Annotated in this window: 13 protein-coding genes; 5 read left to right on the top strand and 8 right to left on the bottom strand. The window is 69.4% G+C overall.

Features of this window, described 5'->3' with window-relative positions; genetic code table 11:
- Positions 1-154 precede the first annotated feature (154 nt).
- Positions 155-1,591, bottom strand: coding sequence for a type I glutamate--ammonia ligase (gene glnA, locus ACZ50Z_RS10125; RefSeq protein ID WP_464483427.1), 1,437 nt, complete (start codon positions 1,589-1,591; stop codon positions 155-157).
- 243 nt (positions 1,592-1,834) lie between these two features.
- On the opposite strand from glnA, the gene ACZ50Z_RS10120 reads away from it, so the two are divergent.
- A complete protein-coding gene (locus ACZ50Z_RS10120; RefSeq protein WP_464483426.1) occupies positions 1,835-2,257 on the top strand; it encodes an RDD family protein in 423 nt (140 codons plus the stop codon).
- Between the two features lie 20 nt (positions 2,258-2,277).
- On the opposite strand, the gene ACZ50Z_RS10115 is transcribed toward ACZ50Z_RS10120, so the two are convergent.
- From ACZ50Z_RS10115 to sucB, 5 genes are read right to left on the bottom strand one after another with little or no spacing between them, the layout of a single operon-like run.
- Positions 2,278-3,030 carry a DUF4191 domain-containing protein gene (locus ACZ50Z_RS10115; RefSeq protein WP_464483425.1) on the bottom strand — a complete coding sequence of 251 codons (753 nt, stop codon included), beginning with the start codon at positions 3,028-3,030 and terminating at the stop codon, positions 2,278-2,280.
- A gap of 28 nt (positions 3,031-3,058) precedes the next feature.
- The gene (gene lipA / locus ACZ50Z_RS10110) at positions 3,059-4,000 is read right to left on the bottom strand and encodes a lipoyl synthase (RefSeq protein WP_464483424.1); all 942 of its coding nucleotides are present in this window, start codon (positions 3,998-4,000) and stop codon (positions 3,059-3,061) included.
- Between the two features lie 10 nt (positions 4,001-4,010).
- Complete coding sequence (gene lipB / locus ACZ50Z_RS10105) at positions 4,011-4,748, bottom strand: lipoyl(octanoyl) transferase LipB (RefSeq protein ID WP_464483423.1); 738 nt, start codon at positions 4,746-4,748, stop codon at positions 4,011-4,013.
- Between the two features lie 57 nt (positions 4,749-4,805).
- Complete coding sequence (locus ACZ50Z_RS10100; RefSeq protein ID WP_464483422.1) at positions 4,806-5,723, bottom strand: TIGR01777 family oxidoreductase; 918 nt, start codon at positions 5,721-5,723, stop codon at positions 4,806-4,808.
- An 8-nt stretch (positions 5,724-5,731) separates the two neighbouring features.
- Complete coding sequence (gene sucB, locus ACZ50Z_RS10095) at positions 5,732-7,528, bottom strand: 2-oxoglutarate dehydrogenase, E2 component, dihydrolipoamide succinyltransferase (protein ID WP_464483421.1); 1,797 nt, start codon at positions 7,526-7,528, stop codon at positions 5,732-5,734.
- A 195-nt stretch (positions 7,529-7,723) separates the two neighbouring features.
- On the opposite strand from sucB, the gene ACZ50Z_RS10090 reads away from it, so the two are divergent.
- Entirely contained in the window at positions 7,724-9,502 is a 1,779-nt protein-coding gene (locus tag ACZ50Z_RS10090; RefSeq protein WP_464483420.1) for an SDR family oxidoreductase, read from the top strand.
- Positions 9,503-9,509: 7 nt separating this feature from the next.
- Here ACZ50Z_RS10090 and ACZ50Z_RS10085 read toward each other — a convergent pair whose 3' ends face one another.
- Complete coding sequence (locus ACZ50Z_RS10085) at positions 9,510-9,854, bottom strand: aminopeptidase (RefSeq protein ID WP_464483419.1); 345 nt, start codon at positions 9,852-9,854, stop codon at positions 9,510-9,512.
- A 135-nt stretch (positions 9,855-9,989) separates the two neighbouring features.
- On the opposite strand from ACZ50Z_RS10085, the gene ACZ50Z_RS10080 reads away from it, so the two are divergent.
- Positions 9,990-10,439: an SRPBCC family protein gene (locus ACZ50Z_RS10080; RefSeq protein WP_464483418.1), complete on the top strand. Its 450-nt coding sequence runs from the start codon at positions 9,990-9,992 to the stop codon at positions 10,437-10,439.
- 65 nt (positions 10,440-10,504) lie between these two features.
- Positions 10,505-12,031, top strand: coding sequence for a phytoene desaturase family protein (locus ACZ50Z_RS10075; protein WP_464486164.1), 1,527 nt, complete (start codon positions 10,505-10,507; stop codon positions 12,029-12,031).
- Positions 12,032-12,079: 48 nt separating this feature from the next.
- On the opposite strand, the gene ACZ50Z_RS10070 is transcribed toward ACZ50Z_RS10075, so the two are convergent.
- On the bottom strand, positions 12,080-13,636 hold the full coding sequence (locus ACZ50Z_RS10070) for a leucyl aminopeptidase (RefSeq protein ID WP_464483417.1): 1,557 nt from the start codon (positions 13,634-13,636) through the stop codon (positions 12,080-12,082).
- A 50-nt stretch (positions 13,637-13,686) separates the two neighbouring features.
- Between ACZ50Z_RS10070 and gcvT the strand changes: the two genes are divergently transcribed.
- Positions 13,687-14,790 (top strand): glycine cleavage system aminomethyltransferase GcvT, encoded by a 1,104-nt coding sequence (gene gcvT, locus ACZ50Z_RS10065; protein ID WP_464483416.1) that lies wholly within the window; start codon positions 13,687-13,689, stop codon positions 14,788-14,790.
- Positions 14,791-14,823 lie beyond the last annotated feature (33 nt).

Genomic DNA, 14,823 nt, shown 5'->3' with positions numbered 1-14,823 from the left:
AAGCGCCTCATAGAGGTGCGGTGGAACTTCGTGAGCAAACCCGTTGTCCCCGGCGAGGTCGTCATGGTGCATCCAGCACTCGAACAACTCACCGACACCCAAAACGAAACCACCCGCGCGGCCAGCGCCACGCGGGTGGTTTCCTCAAGCCGACTTAGACGTCGTAGTAGAGCGCGAACTCGTAAGGGTGCGGCCGGATCTGGACCGGCAGGATCTCGTTCTCGCGCTTGAAGTTGATCCACGTCTCGATGAGGTCGGGCGTGAAAACGCCGCCCTCGGTGAGGTATTCGTGGTCTTCTTCGAGCCGGTCGATCACCGCGGACAGCTGCGTGGGCGCCTGCGGGATGTTGGCGGCCTCTTCGGGCGGCAGCTCGTAGAGGTCCTTGTCGACCGGCGCCTGCGGCTCGATCTTGTTCTTGATGCCGTCCAGGCCGGCCATCAGCATGGCCGAGAACGCCAGGTACGGGTTGCCCGAGGAGTCGGGGCAACGGAACTCGAGCCGCTTGGCCTTCGGGTTGGTGCCGGTGATCGGGATCCGGACACACGCCGAGCGGTTGCGCTGGCTGTAGACCAGGTTGATCGGGGCCTCGTAGCCGGGCACCAGACGCTTGTAGGAGTTCACCGTGGGGTTGGTGAACGCCAGCAGCGACGGCGCGTGGTGCAGCAGGCCGCCGATGTAGTGGCGGGCGGTGTCCGACAGGCCGGCGTACCCGGTCTCGTCGTACATCAGCGGGCTGCCGTCCTTCCACAGCGACTGGTGGGTGTGCATGCCGGAGCCGTTGTCACCGAACAGCGGCTTGGGCATGAACGTGACGGTCTTGCCGTTGGCCCAGGCCGTGTTCTTGACGATGTACTTGTAGAGCATCATGTCGTCGGCGGCGTGCAGCAGCGTGTTGAACTTGTAGTTGATCTCGGCTTGGCCGCCCGTGCCCACCTCGTGGTGGCCCTTCTCCAGGCTGAAGCCGGCCGTGATCAGGTTGGTCAGCATCTTGTCGCGCAGGTCGACGTAGTGGTCGACGGGGGCGACGGGGAAGTAGCCACCCTTGGGGCGGACCTTGTAGCCGCGGTTGGGGCTGCCGTCGAGCTCGTTGGGGGAACCGGTGTTCCACCACCCCGAGATCGCGTCGATCTCGTAGAACGAGCCGTTGGTGCGCGAGTCGAAGCTCACCGAGTCGAAGATGTAGAACTCGGCCTCGGCGCCGAAGTAGGCGGTGTCTGCCACGCCCGTGCTGATCAGGTAGTTCTCGGCCTTACGGGCGATGTTGCGGGGGTCGCGCGAGTAGGGCTCGAGGGTGAACGGGTCGTGCACGAAGAAGTTCAGGTTCAGCGTCTTGGCCTCGCGGAAGAGGTCGATCTGCGCTGTGGCCGGGTCCGGCAGGAGCAACATGTCGGATTCGTGAATGGACTGGAATCCGCGAATGGACGAGCCGTCGAAAGCCAAGCCGTCCTCAAAAACGCTCTCGTCGAAAAATGAAATCGGAATGGTGAAGTGCTGCATGATGCCGGGCAAATCACAGAACCGCACGTCGACAAACTCGACGTTTTCGTCCTTCGCGAGTTTGAAGACGTCGTCGGGCGTCTTTTCCGTCACAGAGTGCTCCTTTACTTGGTGAGATCCGCGGCCTGACGCTAGGGAGCAGATGTTGCCCGTCAGTCAACCCGATGTTGCGCGCACGTTACGTGACCATGCCACACGCAAAAAGTGGCCGCTTTGGCGGCGGTTCTATTGTGGGGCCATGGATCGCAAGATCGTATCTTTTCTCCTGCCAGAGCGCACCGTCCGCCCACCGTTGCCGACCCGGCCGCCGGTTTATTCGGACCCCGGTCCGAGGCGATGATGCCGGAATCGCGATCCACCTATCCCGGCGAAAAGCTGGGATTGCCCGAAAGCGGGCCGGGCTCGCTGGCGCGGATGGGACGCCGGCTGGGTGCGCTGACGATCGACTGGCTGATCGCGTTGGGCCTGGCGGCGCTGGCGATGCGGTTCGGATGGTATTCCCCGTCGGCGCTGGCCACCGCCGAGCTGGTGATCTGGTTCGTGCTGGGCGTGATCTCGGTGCGACTGTTCGGCTTCACCCCCGGCCAGTTGGCGCTGGGTCTGCAGGTGGTGACGGTCGACGGGCGCGGGCTGGTCGGCACAGGCCGCGCGGTGGTGCGCGGCCTGCTCGTCGGCACGGTGGTCCCGGCCTTGTTCACCGACTGGGACGGCCGCGGGCTGCAGGATCGGTTGACCGCGACCGCCGTGGTGCGGCGCTGAGCTTTGACCGCGCGGATCGATTACTTGCGGCGGACCGTGCGCTGCACGCCGCGCATCTTGCCCGCGTTGGGCATCGGACCCTTGGGCATCACCGCGGCCCCGGCCCGCGTCCCCAGCGCCGCCAATCGGGACTCCAGCGTGTCCATCTGCTTGACGGTGATGTTGGCCGGGAGCCGGGTCAGGTGGCGCTCCAGCTTGGCCAGCGGGACCTCGTCCTCGCCGTTGCCGACGATGATGTCGTAGATCGGCACGTCCCCGATCAGGCGGGCGGTGCGCTTCTTCTCCTGCGCCAGCAGCGGCCGCACCCGGGTCGCCGACCCCTCGCCGACCAGGATCACGCCCGGCCGGCCGATGACCCGGTGCACGGCGTCGAAGTGGCCGGTCGCGGCCACGCCCGGGGTCACCCGCCACTTGCCGCGCAGGTTGTCCAATGCCCATGCCGCCGCCCCGGTTTGGCCCTCGGCCTTGCGGTAGACGGACTTCTGAGCACGGCGCCCGAAGACGATGAACGCGACCAGCGCACCCAGCACCACGCCGAGCGGGATCAAGGTGATCATCGTCAGCCCGCCGGCCCAGAGCCCGACACCCACCGAGACGCCCACGATCAGCACGAAGGCGCCGATCATGTACGGCAGCAGGCGCTTGTCCTCCTGGCGCTGAAGATTGAACGCCTGCCACAACTGGGTGCGGCGCTCCCGCGCGGCGGCCTTGCGGGCGGCCTGCGCCTGCGCTCGGGCGGCCTTGTTCTCAGCGGCGGTGCGGGTTTTAGCCATAGTCAAAGAATACGTAGGGCCGCGGCGGCTATCGGGCCGCGCCATCCGAGGCGCGTGCGCCGGCGGCTTGCTGATAGAGCCGCCCCGCGCGATAGGACGAGCGCACCAGCGGTCCGGCCAGCACACCGGAGAAGCCGAGCTGCTCGGCGTGCTGCGCGAACTCGACGAATTCCTCCGGCTTCACCCACCGCTCGACGGGGTGGTGACGCGCCGAGGGGCGCAGGTACTGGGTGATGGTGATGATGTCGCAGCCGGCGTGACGCAGGTCGGCCAGCGCGGTGCGCACCTCGTCGGGGGTTTCGCCCAGGCCCAGGATGAGGTTGCTCTTGGTGACCAGCCCGTCCTCGCGCGCCGCGGTGAGCACATCGAGGCTGCGCTGGTAGGTGAACGCTGGCCGGATGCGCTTGAAGATGCGCGGCACGGTTTCGACGTTGTGCGCCAACACTTCCGGGCGCGACTCGAACACCTCGGCAAGCCGGCCGGGCTCGCCGTTGAAGTCGGGGATCAACAGCTCGACGCCCGTCGAGGGGTTGAGCTCCTTGATGGCGCGCACCGTCTCGGCGTAGAGCCACGCGCCGCCGTCGGGCAGGTCGTCGCGGGCCACCCCGGTGACCGTGGCGTAGCGCAGCCCCATCGTGCGCACGCTGTCGGCCACCCGCCGGGGCTCGTCGCGGTCGAGCTCGGCGGGCTTGCCGGTGTCGATCTGGCAGAAGTCGCAGCGGCGGGTGCACTGGTCGCCGCCGATCAGGAAGGTGGCCTCGCGGTCCTCCCAGCATTCGAAGATGTTGGGGCAGCCGGCCTCTTCGCAGACCGTGTGTAGCCCCTCGCGCTGGACCAGGTTCTTGAGCGCGGTGTATTCGGGCCCCATCCGGGCCCGCACCTTGATCCACGGCGGCTTGCGCTCGATCGGCGTCTCGGCGTTGCGCACTTCCAGGCGCAAAAGCTTGCGTCCTTCGGGTGCGACAGTCACATCGCTGATGCTACGCGCGCGCCGGGGCGTTCCGCCCGGCGACGATGCCGGCCGGAACGGCGGGAGGAGGAGCCGGGCAAATGCTGCCGACCGGCAGGACCCCGTCGAGGGCATCGCAGACGGCGTCGGCGACGGTGGTCCGGATGTCGTCGACGGTCACCTGGCGGCGCAGTTCGGCCGACAGCGACGTCACGCCGGCGTCGTTGATGCCGCACGGCACGATGGCGCTGAAGGCGTTGAGATCACAATCACAGTTGAGCGCGAAGCCGTGCAGGGTGGTGGCGCGCGACACCCGCACTCCGATGGCGGCGACCTTGCGGTCGGGCCCGCCGTCGGTGCCCGGCACCCACACCCCGGATCGGCCGGCGACGCGGACCGTGTCCAGGCCCAGGTCGGCGCACACCTTGATCAGCGCTTCCTCCAGCCGGCGCACGTAGTTGACCACGTCGAGCGGCTCGGCCAGGCCGATGATCGGATACCCCACCAACTGGCCGGGACCGTGCCAGGTGATCTTGCCGCCGCGGTCGGTGTCGACGACGGGAGTGCCGCTTGCCGGCCGCTCGTGCTGCTCGGTGCGCCGACCCGCGGTGTAGACGGCCGGGTGCTCGAGCAGCAGCAGCGTGTCGCTGCCGCCCGCGACCCGGGCGTCGGCCAGGTCGCGCTGCTGCCGCCAGGCCGCGCGGTAGTCGACGGTTCCGAGCTGGCGGACGTCGATCAGGGACCGGCTGGACCGGATGGAATCGATCACGTTCGCGACGGTACTCGGTCCGCGTCGCTTCGGCCCAGTCCGGGCTCGTCGACAGCGCTAGTCGCGCTCGCGCCGGGCGGTGGCGTAGCCGAGTGCCTCACCAATGGTGTTGTGGTGGAACACAAAACCGGCGCGCTCGAGCGCCGACGGGATGGCCCGCTGCCCCGTCAGCAGGCCCTCGTCGGCGAACTCTCCCAGCGCGGCCCGCACGGCGAAACCGGGCAGCATCAACGGCGTCGGGCGGTTGACCGCCCGCCCGAACGCGGTGGTGAATTCGGCGTTGGTGACCGGCGCGGGGCCGGTCATGTTCACCGGCCCGGCCAGCGCGGTGTTCGCGATCGCGAACAGCAGCGCCCGCACTTCGTCTTCCAGCGTGATCCACGACATGTATTGCCGTCCGCTGCCCAGCCGCGCGCCCAGCCCCGTCCGGAACAGCGGCCGCAACCGCCCGAGCGCGCCGCCGGCGGGGGAGAACACCAGCCCGGTGCGGGCCAGCACCACCCGGGCGCCGCCGTATTGGGCCGGCAGCGTGGCGGCTTCCCAGTCCTCGCACAGCCGGGCCAGGAAACCGCTTCCGGCACGGTCGTTTTCGTCGACCACGTGGTCCTTGGTGTTTCCGTAGAAGCCCACCGCGCTGGCGTTGACCAGGGTTGCCACCCCGGCGTCGGCGACAGCGTGCGCCAGGACCTCGGTGGGGGCGATGCGGCTGTCGCGCAGGCTCTGCTTGAAAGCGCCGGACCACCGGCGCTTGCCGATGTTGACGCCGCACAGGTTGACGACGGCGTCGACGTCGCTGAGCGTGTCGGGATCGAGGTCGCCGCTTTCGGGGTTCCAGTGCACCTCGTCGGCGTTGCCGGGCGCCCGGCGCACGATCCGCAGCACCCGGTGATCGCCGGCACGCAGCGCCGCGGCGAGGGCGGAGCCGATCAGGCCGGACGACCCCGCGATCGCGACGACGAACTTTTGACCGGCCACGTTCGCGCTCAGAGCCCGAGGTCGGCCTCGAACGCTCCCTCTTCGAGTCGGTGCTTGATGGTGGTCAGGAACCGCCCGGCGTCCGCGCCGTCGATCAGCCGGTGGTCATAGGTCAGCGGCAGGTAGCAGATCGAGCGGACACCGATCGACTCGTTACCGAACTCGTCGACGATCACCCGCGGGCGCTTGACGATGGCGCCGGTACCCAACATGGCGGCCTGTGGCGGCACCAGGATCGGGGTGTCGAACAGCGCGCCCTGGCTACCGATGTTGGTGATCGTGAAGGTGCCGCCGGACAGCTCGTCGGGCTTCAGGTTGCCCGACCGGGCGCGCGCGGCGATGTCGGCGATCGCCCGGGCCAGCCCGGCCAGCGACAGGTCGCCGGCGCTGTGCACGACGGGGGAGAGCAGACCCTGTTCGGTGTCGACCGCGAAGCCGAGGTGCTCGGCGTCGTAGTAGGTGATCTCCTTGGTGTCCTCGTTGTAGCTCGCGTTCACGTTCGGGTGAATCTTGAGGGCATCGATCACCGCCCGGGCGATGAACGGCAGGAAGGTCAGGTTCACGCCCTCGCGCTCGGCGAACGCCGCCTTGGCCCTGGCACGCAACCCGACCAGCCTGGTCATATCGACCTCGTGGGTCTGGGTGAGTTGCGCTGTGGCCTGCAAAGATTCGCGCGTCTTGTTGGCCGTGATCTGACGGATCCGGCTGGCCTTCTGCGTGGTGCCGCGCAGGTGCGCCAGCGCCGGCGCCGGGGACGGCGCCGCAGCGGGCTTGCGGGCCTCGGCGGGCGCGGGGGCCGGCGCGGCCGCGGGTGCCTTGTCGGCCTGCTGCTTGCGCTCGGCGGCGGCCAGCACGTCTTGCTTGCGGATGCGGCCGCCCACCCCGGTGCCAGTAACCGACGTCAGGTCGATGTTGTTCTCGGCGGCCAGCTTTCGCACCAGCGGCGTCACATAGGGGGTGCCGTCGGCGCTGGAGTCGGCCGGTTGGGCCTGTGCCGGTTGGGCTTTCGGCTCGGGCGCGGGCTTGGGCTGCGGAGCGGGGGCCGGCGTGGGTTCGGGCTTCGGCTGCGCCGGGGGCTGGGGCGCCGGTTCCGGCTTGGGTTCGGCCTTGGGCGCCGGCGGGGGCTGCGGGGCGGCGGGGGCCGACGGCGCGGCGGCCTCGGAACCGGTGCCGATGCGGGCCAGCTCGCCGCCGACGGGCACGGTGGCGTCTTCCTCGGCGGTGATGCTGATCAGCACGCCGGCCACCGGAGAGGGGATCTCGGTGTCGACCTTGTCGGTGGACACCTCGACCAGCGCGTCGTCGACCTGGACCGAATCCCCCACCTTCTTGAGCCAGCGGGTCACGGTGCCCTCGGCCACCGACTCGCCCAGCTCCGGCATCAACACCGGGGTCGCGTCACCGCCGCCGGAGCTCTGCTGGCCAGCCTGGGGCTCGGGCTGAGCCTGGGGCTGCGGCTCGGGTTCGGGCTCGGGTTGCGCCTGCGGCTCGGGCTGAGCCTGGGCGGGGGGCGTGGACTGCGCCTGCGGCTCGGGCTGGCTCGGGGCCTGCGACCCGCCGTCCTCGGAACCGTCGCCGATCACCGCCAGCTCGCCGCCCACCTCGACGGTGTCGTCTTCCTGGGCGACGATCTTGGTCAGCACACCCGCGGCCGGCGACGGGATTTCGGTGTCGACCTTGTCGGTCGACACCTCGACGAGCGGCTCGTCGAGTTCAACCGTGTCGCCTTCCTGCTTGAGCCAGCGGGTGACCGTCCCCTCGGTGACGCTCTCACCGAGTGCCGGCATCTGGACGGAGAAGGCCATCGTTTCTGACTCCTCGATCGCTCGTGGGTCGGGGCGGGTCGTTCAGCTCGCGTGTGGAAGGCGAAGTAGCAATCCAAAACTATCCTGTCACTGCGGCTTCGTCGGCACACATCCAGGGCAGACACCGCGCGCTGGCCGGGTGACCCCGATCACGCTTGCTACGGTGTGGCCACTGCAGCTAGAGCGGGAGGTCCGATGCCGCCATCACCACAGCTACCCCAACATTTCGTCGACAGCGCCGACGGCGCGCGCATCGCCGTCTATGAAGAGGGCAACCCCGAGGGCCCTACCGTGGTGCTGGTGCACGGCTTTCCCGACTCGCATGTGCTGTGGGACGGGGTCGTTCCGCTGCTGGCCGAGCGGTTCCGCGTCATTCGCTACGACAACCGCGGTGTCGGTGAGTCCTCGGTGCCCAAAAAGGTATCGGCCTACCGCATGGACCGCTTCGCCGACGACTTCGCCGCGGTGACCGCCGAGCTGAGCCCGGGCGGGCCCGTGCACGTGCTGGCCCACGACTGGGGCTCGGTGGGGGTGTGGCACTACCTCAAGCGCCCCGGCGCCGACGACCGGGTGGCCACGTTCACGTCGGTGTCCGGCCCCAGTCAGGAGCAACTGGTCGACTACATCTTCACCGGCCTGCGGGCGCCGTGGCGCCCCCGCACCTTCGTCCGGGCGATCAGCCAGGCGTTGCGGTTCACCTACATGCTGCTGTTCTCGATCCCGGTGCTGGCCCCGTTGTTCCTGCGGCTGACCCTGTCGGTCCCGGCGCTGCGCCGCAACGCGGTCGACAACATTCCCGTCGAGCAGATCCACCATTCCGACAAGCTCGCGCGCGACGCCGCCCAGTCGGTGAAAACCTATCCCGCCAACTACTTTCGCTCGTTCTCCGGTCGCAAGGAGGGCGTCGCGGTCATCGACGTGCCGGTGCAGCTGATCGTCAACACCAGGGACAAGTACGTGCGGCCGTACGGGTACGACCACACGCCGCGCTTCGTGCCGCGGCTGTGGCGCCGCGACATCCAGGCCGGTCACTTCTCCCCGATGTCGCACCCGCAGGTGATGGCGTCCGCGGTGCACGATTTCGCCGACGTGACCGAGGGCAAACACCCCAGTCGGGCGCTGCTGCGCGCGCAGGTGGGGCGCCCCCGCGGGTCGTTCGGCGACACCCTGGTGTCGGTCACCGGAGCCGGCAGCGGGATCGGGCGCGAGACCGCGTTCGCGTTCGCGCGCGAAGGCGCCGAGCTGGTGCTCAGCGATATCGACGAAGCCGCCGTCAAGTCCACCGCCGCCGAGATCACCACGCGGGGCGGCGTCGCACACTCCTACGTGCTCGACGTGTCCGACGCCCAGGCGGTGGAGGCGTTCGCCGAACGGGTCAGCGCCGAGCACGGCGTGCCCGACATCATCGTCAACAACGCCGGCATCGGGCAGGCGGGTGGGTTTCTGGACACGCCGGCCGAGCAGTTCGACCGGGTGCTCGACGTCAACCTCGGCGGCGTGGTGAACGGCTGCCGCTCCTTCGGGCGGCGGCTGGTGGAGCGAGGTACCGGCGGACACATCGTCAACGTGTCGTCGATGGCCGCCTACGCGCCGCTGCAGTCGCTGAACGCCTACTGCACGTCCAAGGCGGCGACGTACATGTTCTCGGACTGCCTGCGCGCCGAACTCGACGCGGCCGGGGTGGGGCTGACCACGATCTGCCCCGGCGTCATCGACACGAACATCATCAACACCACCAGATTCGATGCGCCGGTGGGAAAGCGGGCCGACGCGGTCGACGGCCGCCGCGGCCAGCTGGGCACGATGTTCGCGCTGCGGCGCTACGGCCCGGACAAGGTGGCCAACGCGATCCTGTCCTCGGTCAAAAAGAAGAAGCCGATCCGCCCGGTCGCGCCGGAAGCCTATGCGCTGTACGGACTTTCGCGGGTTGCACCGCAGGGGTTGCGTAACGCCGCGCGGATGCGGGTGATCTGATAAAGGGCTAGGCGCCCGGTCCGGCCGCCCCACGGCGCCCCGTGAGCAACGTTGCGCCGATCGCGATGACCCCGAGGACGGCCAGCGGTATGGTCCATGCCCGGCGACCACCCACCTCGGACTGGCACTGGGCGACATAGTCGGTGTGCGGGACGATCTGGTTGAGGATCGGGATGTTCGCCACGCTGCTGTTGTTGGCGTTCCTGGCCGCGGAAAGATCCGTCGCGACCGCGTTGCCGCATCCGATCGTGTGGCCATTGCTGTCGGTGACGTCGACCGGCGCCAACAGTCCGATGACCCCGGCCAACAACAGCACGGCTCCCACGCCGATGATCAATCGTCGCATCGTCATGGTTCGCCCTTCTCGCCTGGGTTTCAGCGGTAGGAGGTTAGCCGCTGCACGCCGCCCGTAAACCCGAAGTTGACCGGTACAACGCCGGTTTCGTGGGTATCCCGCGGCGGTAGCCGAAACCGGAGAGGACTTGTGGTGATCACTGCGACGCGCGACGTACCCGTCCCACGCGAGCGGGTCTGGGAGGTGCTTGCGCAGGGTTGGACCTACACCCAGTGGGTGGTGGGCAACAGCCGCATGCGGGCCGTCGATCCGAACTGGCCGGAGCCCGGCTCCTCGATCAAACACTCGATCGGGATATGGCCGTTGGTGATCAACGACGCGACGATCGTGGAGGTGAGCGAACCGCCGCACAAGTTGGTGCTGCTTGCGCGCCTGGGCCCGTTCGGTGCCGCGCGGATCACCATGTTGCTGCACGAGACGGTGCAGGGGTGCCGGATCGAAATGGTCGAAGTGCCCGTCGAAGGCGCGATGGGGATCGTGCCCGATCCGATCGCGCTGGCCGCGGCCTACCCGCGTAACAAGGAATGCTTGATGCGGCTGGCATCCCTGGCGGAACGCCTGGAACCGAGCCAGGTGAAGTGATCGCGGGCGACACCGCGGACGCGGTCGTCATCGGGTCGGGCCACCACGGGTTGGTTGCCGCCTCGATGCTGGCCGACGCAGGGTGGGACGTGCTGGTGCTGGAAGCCCAGCCCGAGCCCGGCGGCGCGGTGCGCAGCGCCGAGCTGACGCCGGGCTACATCACCGACCTGTTCAGCTCGTATTACCCGATGACGGTTGCCTCACCCGCGATCGCCGCACTGCAGCTCGAGGACCACGGTCTGCGGTGGTCACACGCCCCGGCGGTGGTGGGCCATCCCCGGTGTGCCACCGACGACGACCCGCCCATCATCTACCGCGACCCGGCGCGCACCGCCGCGGAATTCGCACGCCGCGAGCGCGCCGATGCCGAAAACTGGTGGCGCGTCGTGAAGTTGTGGGAGCGCATCAAGTCGCCGCTGCTCGACGGCATGCTGGCACCGTTCCCGCCCGTGCGGCCACTGCTGCGGTTGCTGGCCGAACTCGGTACGTCGGAGGCGATTCGGGTGGCACGCCTTCTGGTGCAGCCCGCCACCACCATGGTGAGCGAGTTGTTCGCCGGCGAGGCGCCGCGAGTGTTGTTGTTGGGCAACGCAATGCACGCCGACGCCCCGCCCGATGCGCCCATCAGCGGAGCCATGGGTTTCCTGATGACGATGCTGGCGCAGGACTGCGGCTGGCCGGTGCCCGTCGGCGGTTCGGGTCAGCTGACGGCCGCGCTGGTCAAACGTGCCCGCTCCGCGGGTGTCCGAATCGAATGCAACGAGGACGTCTCTCGCATCGAGGTGCGGGGCGGCCGGGCGGTCGGGGTGACGACGGCCGGGGGCCGCACGGTGCGGGCGCGCCGCGCGATCGTGGCCGACGTGACGGCACCGCGACTGTTCTGCGACATGCTGCCCGCCGACGCGGTGCCGGCCAAGGTGCGGCGCGACCTCGAGCACTTCGTCTGGGATCCCCCGGTGGTCAAGGTGAACTATGCGCTGCGCGAACAGGTTCCGTGGCGGGCGCAACTCCTGCGCGAGGTGGGCACCGTCCACCTCGGGGCCGACGGCGACGGGCTGGTGCGCTGGATGGCCGACCTGAACACCAAGACGGTGCCCGAGCATCCGTTCATGCTGTTGGGGCAGACGACCACCGCCGATCCGACCCGGTCGCCGGCGGGCACCGAAAGCGTATGGGCCTACACGCATTTGCCGCGCAATGTCGCCGACGACGCGTCGGCCGAGCGGCTCGCAGGATCCGTGGACCGGGTCATCGAGGAGCACGCCCCCGGCTTCGGTGCGGCCGTGATCGACCGGGTGGTGCAGCGCCCGTCGGACCTGGAGGCCAGCGACGCCAACCTACACCTCGGCGCGCTCAATGGCGGCACCGCGCAGCTTCAGCAGATGTTGATCTTTCGTCCCGCCGCCGGCATGGGCCGGGCCGAAACCCCGGTCGAGGGACTGTATCTGGGCAGCGCGTCGGCCACCCCAGGCGGTTCGGTGCACGGCGCGTGCGGGCGCAACGCGGCCAACGCCGCGCTGGCCGCCAACGGGATCAGCGGCTGGCCGCGTCGCAAGGTGCGGCGGGCCGTCTTTTCATTGCTGACGAAGTAGCTCGCGCGTTTCTCTCGGTCACCGAGCAGGCAAGCCGCGCGTCAGCCGCTAGCCCTTTTCGCAGATGTCCTCGAGCACCGCGAACATGGTGCGGACCGGAACGCCGGTGGCGCCCTTGGGCGAATACCCCCACGGGCCGCCGGTGTTGTAGGCCGGCCCGGCCACGTCGATGTGCGCCCAGCCGACGCCGTCGGCGACGAACTCGCGCAGGAACACGCCCGCCACCAGCATGCCGGCGAAACGCTGGCCGCTGATGTTCGACAGATCGGCCACCGTGGACTTGAGGTCTTCCTTGAGTTCGTCGGGAAGCGGCATCGGCCAACCGTTTTCGCCCACCCGCTGCGAGATCGCGGCGACCCGGTCGCGGAACTCGTCGCTGCCCATCACGCCGGGAATCCGGCTGCCCAGCGCCACGGTCTGCGCGCCCGTCAGCGTCGACGTCTCGATCAGATAGTCCGGGTTGTCCTCGCACGCCCGCACGATGGCGTCGGCCAGAATCAGCCGGCCCTCGGCGTCGGTGTTCTGCACCTCCACGGTGATACCGCCGTACTGCGTCAGCACGTCACCCGGGCGCTGCGCCGTCGCCGACGGCATATTCTCGGCCATCGGCACCGTCGCGATCACGTCGATGGGCAGCTGCAGCTGCGCGGCCAGCGCGACGGTCGCGATGACCGCGGCGGCCCCGCCCATATCCGAGGTCATGTGGTGCATCCCGGCCGCCGGCTTGATCGAGATGCCGCCGGTGTCGAACGTGACGCCCTTGCCCACCAGGGCGACCCGCTTGGCCTGCTTGGACCGCTTGGCCAGCTTCGAACCGCGATGCGTCAGCCGCACCAGCCGCGGCGGCCGAGACGACCCCTGGCCGACGCCGATGATCCCGCCGTAGCCGCCGTTGCGCAGCGCCTTGTCGTCGAGAACCTCCACCTCGAGGCCCACCGACTGACCCAAAGCCCTTGCACGCTTGGCGAATTCGTCGGGAAACAGGTGACTCGGCGGGGTGTTGACGAAGTCGCGGGCGGTGGCGACCGCGGTCGCCACCGCCGCACCGTGCGCGGCCTCCTTCTTGGCGTCCTTCGCGGTCGCGAGCACCGTGATCTTGTCCAGCCCTTTGTCTTTGGGCGCGGTCTTGGCGCTGCGGAAGTCGGTGAACCGGTAGCTGCCCAGGATCAGCCCCTCGACGGCCGCCGCGGCGACGCCCTCTCCGGGTAACTCGCCCAGCGTGGTGATCACGCCCGCGGTGCTGCCCAGTGACCGCGCGGCGACACCGGCGGCGCGGCGAACGGTGTCGGCCGGCCACTCGGGGCGCGGCTTGCCCAGGCTGATCGTCAGCACGCTCGACACCGGCAGCGACGGCGCGACCAGCCGGTGCACCTGGTCGGCGCCGCCGGTGGCCTCCAGCGCGCGTAACCCGGATTCGATCTCGGCGACCGCATCCGAGGACAGGAACGGCTCGGCCGACGCCCCAACCACAGAGACCGCGCCCGGCTTGTCGTCGTCGCCGGTCGAGACGACGGGCACGATCAGCACGGTGGACGCGGCGGAGCGCCGGGGCAGCGAGGAGGCGACACTAACAGCGGGGGAGGCGTAACCGGGTTCTGTGCTCATCCGCATCACCCTAACGGGCCGCCCGTCGCGGCCCCTTAGGGTGAAGAGTCGTGAGCAACGAAGCCGACCTCCTGCAGGGGCCGTTAGAAGACCGTCACCGCGACCTGGGTGCCAGCTTCGCCGAGTTCGGCGGCTGGCTGATGCCGGTGTCGTATGCGGGCACGGTCAGCGAGCACAACGCGACGCGCAACGCGGTCGGCCTGTTCGACGTCAGCCACCTGGGCAAGGCGTCGGTACGCGGTCCGGGCGCCGCGCAATTCGTCAACTCCGCGCTCACCAACGACCTGAACCGGATCGGGCCCGGCAAGGCGCAATACACGTTGTGCTGCACCGAATCCGGCGGAGTGGTCGACGACCTGATCGCCTACTACGTCGACGACGACGAGATCTTCCTGGTGCCCAACGCCGCCAACACCGCCGCCGTGGTCGAGGCGCTGCAGGCCGCCGCCCCGGCTGAACTGACCATCACCAACCTGCACCGCTCCTATGCGGTGCTGGCCGTGCAGGGGCCGCGCTCGGCCGACGTGCTAGGCGAGCTGGGCCTGCCCAGCGACATGGATTACATGGCCTACGCCGACACCGAGTTCTCCGGGGTTCCGGTGCGGGTCTGCCGCACCGGCTACACCGGAGAGCACGGCTACGAGCTGCTGCCGCCGTGGGAGTCCGCCGGCGTGGTGTTCGACGCCCTGGCCGCGGCGGTCCGCGCGGCCGGCGGCGAGCCGGCCGGCCTGGGCGCCCGCGACACGCTGCGCACCGAGATGGGTTACCCGCTACACGGGCACGAGCTGTCGCTCGATATTTCCCCGCTGCAGGCCCGCTGCGGCTGGGCGATCGGCTGGAAGAAGGAGGCGTTCTTCGGCCGCGAGGCCCTGCTGGCCGAGAAGCAGGCGGGGCCGCCGCGGCTGCTGCGCGGGCTGCGGATGACCGGCCGTGGGGTGCTGCGCGCCGGGCAGACGGTGCTGGCCGGCGACACCCCGGTCGGGGTGACCACCTCGGGCACCTTCTCCCCGACGCTGCAGGCCGGCATCGCGCTGGCGCTCATCGACACCGATGCCGGAGTCGAGGACGGTCAGGAGATCACTGTGGACGTCCGCGGCCGTCGCGCCGCATGCGAAGTCGTGCGCCCGCCCTTCGTCGCGGTGAAAACCCGCTAGCCGCGCCGCTTGCGCGGGCGAAATCCGATTCGG

The sequence above is a fragment of the Mycobacterium sp. NTMscope_MAC_269 genome (assembly GCF_976985695.1).
This window is presented reverse-complemented; position numbering and strand designations above follow the sequence as displayed.

What these genes read in the sequence shown, in the direction of transcription:
- ACZ50Z_RS10120 (WP_464483426.1), top strand. Translation starts at nt 1,835, where the DNA reads ATGATGCCGGAATCGCGATCCACCTATCCCGGCGAAAAGCTGGGATTG.
- ACZ50Z_RS10115 (WP_464483425.1), bottom strand. Translation starts at nt 3,030, where the DNA reads ATGGCTAAAACCCGCACCGCCGCTGAGAACAAGGCCGCCCGAGCGCAG.
- sucB (WP_464483421.1), bottom strand. Translation starts at nt 7,528, where the DNA reads ATGGCCTTCTCCGTCCAGATGCCGGCACTCGGTGAGAGCGTCACCGAG.
- ACZ50Z_RS10090 (WP_464483420.1), top strand. Translation starts at nt 7,724, where the DNA reads ATGCCGCCATCACCACAGCTACCCCAACATTTCGTCGACAGCGCCGAC.
- ACZ50Z_RS10085 (WP_464483419.1), bottom strand. Translation starts at nt 9,854, where the DNA reads ATGACGATGCGACGATTGATCATCGGCGTGGGAGCCGTGCTGTTGTTG.
- ACZ50Z_RS10075 (WP_464486164.1), top strand. Translation starts at nt 10,505, where the DNA reads ATGCTGGCCGACGCAGGGTGGGACGTGCTGGTGCTGGAAGCCCAGCCC.
- ACZ50Z_RS10070 (WP_464483417.1), bottom strand. Translation starts at nt 13,636, where the DNA reads ATGAGCACAGAACCCGGTTACGCCTCCCCCGCTGTTAGTGTCGCCTCC.